The sequence below is a fragment of the Desulfonatronospira sp. MSAO_Bac3 genome, from assembly GCF_003838035.1.
Taxonomy (GTDB): domain Bacteria; phylum Desulfobacterota; class Desulfovibrionia; order Desulfovibrionales; family Desulfonatronovibrionaceae; genus Desulfonatronospira; species Desulfonatronospira thiodismutans.
This window is the reverse complement of sequence record NZ_QYZY01000320.1, coordinates 1-4867: the sequence shown is the minus strand read 5'-3', so window position 1 is coordinate 4867 and position 4867 is coordinate 1. Positions and strand designations below refer to the sequence as shown.

Annotated in this window: 3 protein-coding genes; all 3 read left to right on the top strand. The window is 53.6% G+C overall.

All coding sequences use genetic code 11. The features are described 5' to 3' along the window. Positions 1-366: 366 nt before the first annotated feature. The 3 genes from lepA (at position 367) to D5S03_RS11235 (ending at position 4413) form a co-directional block, all read left to right on the top strand. Positions 367-2169 (top strand): translation elongation factor 4, encoded by a 1803-nt coding sequence (gene lepA, locus D5S03_RS11245; protein ID WP_008870926.1) that lies wholly within the window; start codon positions 367-369, stop codon positions 2167-2169. A gap of 87 nt (positions 2170-2256) precedes the next feature. Then, positions 2257-2862, top strand: a complete 606-nt coding sequence (gene lepB, locus D5S03_RS11240; protein WP_008870925.1) for a signal peptidase I — start codon at positions 2257-2259, stop codon at positions 2860-2862. Positions 2863-2880: 18 nt separating this feature from the next. After that, a complete protein-coding gene (locus D5S03_RS11235) occupies positions 2881-4413 on the top strand; it encodes a YifB family Mg chelatase-like AAA ATPase (protein WP_008870924.1) in 1533 nt (510 codons plus the stop codon). Positions 4414-4867 lie beyond the last annotated feature (454 nt).

The following is a 4867-nucleotide window of genomic DNA, read 5'->3' as shown; positions in this document are numbered from 1 at the left end:
GGCCAAAAGGTTATCACTCCAGCACTCACTTTTTTCCTGCATTCATGGGTGCCGGAAGAAAGTGAGTGCTGGATGGCTAATGCAATCTGCGGCTTCCGGCCGCTGATTGCTTATCCTGTCAATCCTGTTAATCCTGTCTAAGTTTCTTATTTTTTATGACAGGGTTTTAGGAGTAAGTCACTAAAGCTGGCTATGCCCGCAACCCAAGCGAACAAGTTGCCCCTGGCCACTTAACTGTCCGTGCTTACGCTTATCATCGGAAAATTCCAGTACCATAGCACAAATTTTTTTATGGCCCCTGTGTATTGGAAGGAAATTTATCACGCCAGAGGCGTGACAAGCAAAGTTTCAAGAGTAAGTCACTAAATGGTAAAACAGGAAAATATTCGTAATTTCAGTATCATCGCGCATATAGACCACGGCAAGTCCACCCTGGCCGACAGAATACTGGAACTGACCGGTCTTTTGACTGACCGGGACAAAAAAGAGCAGTACCTGGACCGCCTGGAACTGGAGCGGGAAAGGGGCATTACCATAAAGGCCCAGACAGTGCGCATTCCATACCGGGCCAGGGACGGGCAGGACTACATTCTGAACCTGATAGATACCCCGGGCCACGTGGATTTTTCCTACGAGGTGTCCCGGAGCCTGGCGGCCTGCGACGGGGCACTGCTGGTGGTGGATGCTACCCAGGGGGTGGAGGCTCAGACCATGGCCAATGTCTATCTGGCCCTGGACCATGACCTGGAAATAATCCCGGTTCTGAACAAGATAGATCTGCCAAGTGCTGATCCCCTGCGCATAGCTGAAGAGATAGAGGAAATAGTGGGGCTGGACTGCTCCGATCTCTCTCTGGTCAGTGCCAAGACCGGGGAGGGCGTGGCGGACCTCATGGAAAAAATAGTCCACCTTACACCGGCTCCCAGGGGTAAAAAGGACGACCCCCTGAAAGCCCTTATCTTTGATTCCTGGTATGATTCCTACCTGGGAGTTATGGTGCTCTTTCGTATCCTGGACGGCAGTATCCAGCGGGGCCAGGAAATAATGATGTTTTCCAACAGGAAAAGGTTTGAAGTAGCCAAGCTGGGTATTTTTTCGCCAGGACCCATGGATACAGACTGCCTGTACACCGGGGAAGTGGGTTTTCTGTGCGCCGGCATCAAGGACCTCAAGGAGGCCCGGGTGGGAGATACCATCACCAACCCGGCGCGCCCTGCTGACAGCCCGTTTCCGGGATTCAAGAGGGTACAGCCCATGGTTTTCTGCGGGCTTTATCCTGTGGAATCCGAGGATTACGATGGCCTCAAGAACGCCCTGGAGCGGCTGCAGTTGAACGATGCTGCCCTGGAGTTTGAAGCCGAGACTTCCCAGGCCCTGGGGTTCGGTTTCAGGTGCGGATTTCTTGGTCTTTTGCACATGGATGTCATTCAGGAGAGGCTGGAGCGCGAGTTTCAGGTAAGCCTCATAGCCACTGCCCCTTCGGTTGTGTACAAGGTGCACAGGGTGGACGGAGAGGTGCTGGAAGTGGACAATCCGGCCAACTTGCCGCCGGTGCAGGAGATAGACGAGGTCCGGGAGCCTTATGTGCGCATGGAGATCCATGTGCCCAACGAATTCGTGGGTAACGTGCTGAGCCTTTGCGAGGAAAAGCGCGGCCAGCAGAAGGATCTGCGCTATCTCTCATCCACCCGGGTGATCATCACTTATGAGATACCTTTTGCCGAGATAGTTTTTGATTTTTTCGACCGGTTAAAGTCCGTTACGAAGGGATATGCCTCCCTGGATTATGAGGTCCTGGACTTTCGCCGGGCTGACCTGGTCAAGATGGACATACTCATAAACCAGGAACCCGTAGATGCCATGTCGGTCATTGTGCATCGGGAAAAAGCCTATCACAAAGGCCGCTCCCTGGCCCTCAAGCTCAAAAGGGTCATACCCAGGCAGCTTTTCGAGGTGATTATCCAGGCCACCATCGGCAACAAGGTGATTGCCAGGGAAAGAACTCCGCCCATGCGCAAAAACGTCACTGCCAAGTGTTACGGCGGCGACATAACCCGAAAGAGAAAGCTTCTGGAAAAGCAGAAGGAAGGCAAAAGGCGCATGAAAAAAATGGGCAGCGTGGAGATCCCCCAGGAGGCCTTTCTGGCGGCCCTGAGTTCAGACGACTAAATCTGGTTGCTGCCTGGACGCCATGTGCAGCCTGTTTTATCAAAGACAAAACCATACAAAAAACATCCCAACAGGACGGAAATATAAATGAACCCCAGATGGCACAAACTTTTGAAAGAGTATGCAGAAGCCCTGATCATAGCCCTTATTCTGGCCATATTCATCAGGACATTCGTTGTGCAGGCCTTTAAGATCCCATCGGGATCCATGCTCCCCACTCTGGAGATCGGAGATCACCTGCTGGTAACCAAGTTCAGCTACGGAATACATATGCCTTTCATGGACAGATATATATTTGAATTCGACGGACCCGAATTTCAGGATATAGTAGTTTTTGAGTTTCCCGAGAACCCTTCCAAGGATTTTATCAAAAGAGTCATAGGCACACCAGGAGATGAGATTTTCATTGAAGATAAAGAAGTGTATATCAACGGGGACAGGGTCCAGGAGGACTATGTTCAGCACGCTGACCAGAGGGTGATGAACAGCCGTGATACCTTCGGCCCCAAGGAGGTTCCCGAAGGCAAGTATTTCGTCCTGGGGGACAATCGGGATCAGTCATATGATGCCAGGTTCTGGGATGATCATTTCGTGGAAAGGGAAAAGATCATCGGCAAGGCCTGGAGGATCTACTGGTCCTGGGAAGGCTTCTCCAATATCCGCTGGGACAGGATTGGAAGCAGAATCCAGTAATTTTCACCGGCAGGACCAATGTTCGCCAAAATTACCACTGCAGCGCTTTTAGGCATTGACGCCATCCGCATCGAACTGGAAGTGGACTATTCCAGGGCGGGTATGCCTGCCTTTACCCTGGTGGGTCTGGCCGAAGGTGCGGTCAAGGAGAGCAAGGAAAGGGTCTTTTCAGCCCTGAAAAACAGCGGATACAAGCTGCCTCCCGCCAGGATAACCATCAACCTGGCTCCTGCAGACGTGCGCAAGGAAGGCAGCAGTTACGACCTGCCCCTGGCCCTGGGGCTGCTGGCAGCCTCAGGCATTGTTCCAGCCGAAAACATCCAGAATATATTCATGTCCGGCGAACTCTCCCTCACGGGTGAACTTAAGGCCATAAACGGCTCCCTGCCCCTGGCTCTCAAGGCCAGAAACGACAAGGCCAGGGCGGTAATGGTTCCAGCGGTCAACGCCCAGGAGGCAGCTGTGGTCCAGGGCATTCCGGTGTACGGCATGGACAGTCTGGGCCAGGCAGTGAGATTTCTTTCCGGGGAGATTGACCAGGAGCCCGTGCACTTTGATATCGACACTCTGTGGCAAAGAGGTGCCGATTTCCTTGTGGATTTTTCCGAAGTCAAAGGCCAGGACAATGCCAAACGGGCCATTGAAATAGCTGCAGCAGGGGCGCACAACCTGCTTTTCATCGGTCCTCCCGGCAGCGGCAAGACCATGCTGGCCCAGAGAATCCCCACGGTGCTGCCGGGGCTCAGCTTTGAAGAGGCCCTGGAAGTTACCAAGATATACAGCGTGTCCGGTCAGCTGGATCCCCAGCAGGCCATGATAGTTCAGCGGGCCTTCAGAAGTCCGCATCATACCATATCTGATGCAGGGCTCATCGGCGGGGGGCATTACCCGCGCCCGGGGGAGGTCTCCCTGGCCCACAGGGGAGTTCTGTTCCTGGACGAACTGCCGGAGTTTAAAAAACATGTCCTGGAGGTCCTGCGTCAGCCCCTGGAGGACGGCGAAGTGACCATTTCCAGGGCGGCCATGTCCCTTCGCTACCCGGCGGATTTTATGCTGGTGGCGGCCATGAACCCATGCCCATGTGGGTATCTTACTCATGATCAGCATCCCTGCACCTGCACACCCACCCAGATCCAGCGTTACCGCTACCGCATCTCCGGTCCTCTTCTGGACCGCATTGATCTGCATATAGAAGTGCCTTCCGTGCCTTATGAAGAGTTGAAAAAGGCCAGAAGTTCCATGGATTCAGGGGAGATGAAGGCCAGCATCAACAGGGCCAGGCAGATTCAGGAGAAAAGATACCAGGACCTGCCTTTTCTGACCAACAGCCAGCTTTCGGGCAAATGGCTGTCTGAATTCTGCAGCCTGGGCCAGGAAGAGCATGCATTTCTGGAGGTGGCTGTTCAGCGTCTGGCCCTGTCCGCCAGGGCACATACCAGGATTCTGCGTCTGGCCAGGACCGTTGCCGATCTGGAAGGCCAGGAGCATATCAGTACAGCCCACCTGAGTGAAGCCATCAACTACCGCAGCCTGGACCGCCAGGATTATTGAAGAGCAGTCCTCTACCAGCGAGGAACTGAACAAGAGCATGGTAGATGTGAATCGCATTTCCAGGGAAAACACTGATGCCATGAATTCGTCGGCTCAGGCGATGTCTGACCCGGCAAAACAGTGCGGGTAGCTGCAAAAGATTATTGAAGATCTGAAGAAGGCATAATCAGAGATAAACCCGAAGCCGGATTCGGTTTCTGGTCCTGAAGCTGGACATACAGTGCTCCGCCCTGCCGGGGCAGGGCCAGGGGCTCAAGCCTGAAGCACCGGTTTTTTGCACCTGCATCATGGCAGCCATTTGGCAATGAAGCGCACGTAACCATTCAGGGGGCTGATACCGGCCAGGGGGACAGTCCCCGCGACACTTTTACTGCACAATATGAAAAGTACAGACGCAAAATTTTGTGAAGCTTCATAATCATCACTTAGCGGGGACAGTCCCCTGGCCTTGTGC